Raw genomic sequence first — 2,227 nt, 5'->3', positions numbered from 1 at the left:
TATTTCCCAATCGGGTACCTAAGACAGAGGTCTACGGATACAAATCGCTCAGTTTAGGACTATATAGTACGATGAGCACCCTCAAAAAGGATTCAGGGTCACCTGATAAATATGATATTTTCATTCGAAGAATAGACCACTTCCAGTCACTCGTTGAAGAAAAAAAGAGTCTTCAGGCTAAAATCACCTTTATTCAACAGGAATATCAGGAAAAAATAAGGCCACTGGAAGAGGAACTTACCGGTATTATAAAGAAGCTTGAGGCAAATCTCTCAAAACTTGAAGGGGGTGTACCGCAACCGGCGGGCACGGCAAAATTCAGCCGGGGTCAGCTGGGCACGTCAATCAAGGATCTGCTCCGCGCCAATCCGCAAAAAACCTTTAAACCGCGAGAGATAGCCGAAGGCCTCAATACCAAAGGCACAACGGTCAGTCTCTGGTTCAATAAATATGGCGTAAACGACCCTGAAATCGACCGGGTGCCTGCCGGAAAGGATGGCAAACGATTTGTTTACAAACCTGAAAGTAGGATAAAGCGCACACTATCAGGAGGTCACTCCCAGATATTCCAAAAACAGCCGATCTCTGGCTACCGACTCGGTAGACCAGCGATAGGCGCCCATGGCCGTCTTTACCTGAGTTGTTTCTACGCAGTCGAACCAATCCAGAATCTGAGCAAGTGAGCGTTGCTCAAGCCACTTGTCCAGCATTTTTTCGAGCAGGACAAGCGCCTTGGTTTTGCCTCTTGCGTTTTTTCCAAGCTCTACCCGCATTTCCTTGATTCTCTTCGTCAGGAAGCAATGATACCCCAGTGAAACAAACTGCACGAATTGTCTTCCCCGCAAGTTGTCAGGATACCATGTGCGAGGCCTTCTGCCATCAAGGTCTCCTTTTTCAACGGCGAAAAGCTCCTCGATCTTTTCACGCAGTCGATAGTTTTCCAGTGCCGTGAAAGTCTCCATGGACTGATTGCTGACGAGCGAGAAATAGCCGAAGTATCTCTTCGCTTCAGCAATAGCCTGATCGTTGAAGCCGACCTTCAATGCTCCGCCACGCCCCTTTGTCGTGCAGACCAGATAGCGCTCGATTTTCCGTTGAGCAGATTGCGTGAACTCCTCCACCCCGTTTTCGACTTGAGCCTTGAGTTCAAGCAGCTCTTTGCGGAAGGCAACTTCCTTCTTGCTGTCGTTGTCGTGAGAATAGAAGACATGGACATAAAGACGGCGCACGAACGCATCTTCTTCTCCACCCAGCTTGCCGTTACGCGACCGCTTGCGTACTCGACCGAACTCGTGCATTCTCATTGCCGTAGCGCCACAAACCGATGGTTCAAACGGACACGTGCTGGACATGCTCGCCAGTGTCTGCCGAAGCGCATCAACCGTCTCGCGAATCCAGGTGACTCTGGGGTCAGCCAGAGTCAGGAATTTCATGTTGCGCAAGGCGAATTTCATCATGTTCTCTTCGCTGTAGTAACCGTTGTCGGTGACAATCAAGGGTCTCTCAAGGTTAAGGCACTTGAGTTGCTTCAGGGTGTTCTCAATGGATATGACGTCAGGAACATTGCCGGGCTGCTTGGCGAAAGCCAATGGTTCGCGTTCCTTGACGGAATACAAGGTCAGCAGCTTGATGGTGTTCAGTCCGTCTCCGTCCTTGTTGAACCCTTGTCGTGCTTCCGATTGGTTCTCGGAGTAGGTCGATATCGTGGTCGAATCGAATGCAAGCACCGGAGACGGCCCAAGGCGATCCGCCCGGAAGGAAAAGTAACGCTGCACGCCGTCCTCGTTACGCCCGACACTTTTGAACAGATCACCGTAAACGTCTTCAGTGATTACTTCGCTGTAGGGAAGAGGATGCATGACCTGCCAGCTCTCAAGTCGAGGCAAGGTGTTTCCGCTGGAACCGATCCAGTAGCGCGCAATGGAGAGCATTTTGTTGGCGTCTCCTTCGCCGAACGAAGATCGCACATCATGGTCAATGCCGGAGGTTTTGCCAACCCACTCCAGAATATCCGTGAGGCCACTGTGCCTGCGCACCGCGCGGGCCATCTTGTCCTCACCTTTGCGTTTTTTTGGCCGTGTAGGAAGCATCTCCTGTGTTCCTGCCTTGATTTTCCCCTGAAGCTTCTGACTGACTGTATAGGTCTTTCTGGTCTTCTCGTCATAGGCCGTAACCCGCTCATAGATGTAAATATCGCCATTAGGACGTCTTTCGCGGCGCTCTCCAA

Annotated in this window: 1 protein-coding gene; it reads right to left on the bottom strand. The window is 50.8% G+C overall.

Annotated elements, in window-relative coordinates; translation table 11 throughout:
• Positions 1–545: 545 nt before the first annotated feature.
• Positions 546–2,227: transposase (locus tag BOO20_RS09975; RefSeq protein WP_083694636.1), on the bottom strand; the 1,682-nt coding region annotated here is incomplete at its 5' end.

Source organism: Chlorobium sp. KB01, from assembly GCF_001975465.1.
In the GTDB taxonomy this organism is placed as follows: domain Bacteria; phylum Bacteroidota; class Chlorobiia; order Chlorobiales; family Chlorobiaceae; genus Chlorobium.
This window is presented reverse-complemented; position numbering and strand designations above follow the sequence as displayed.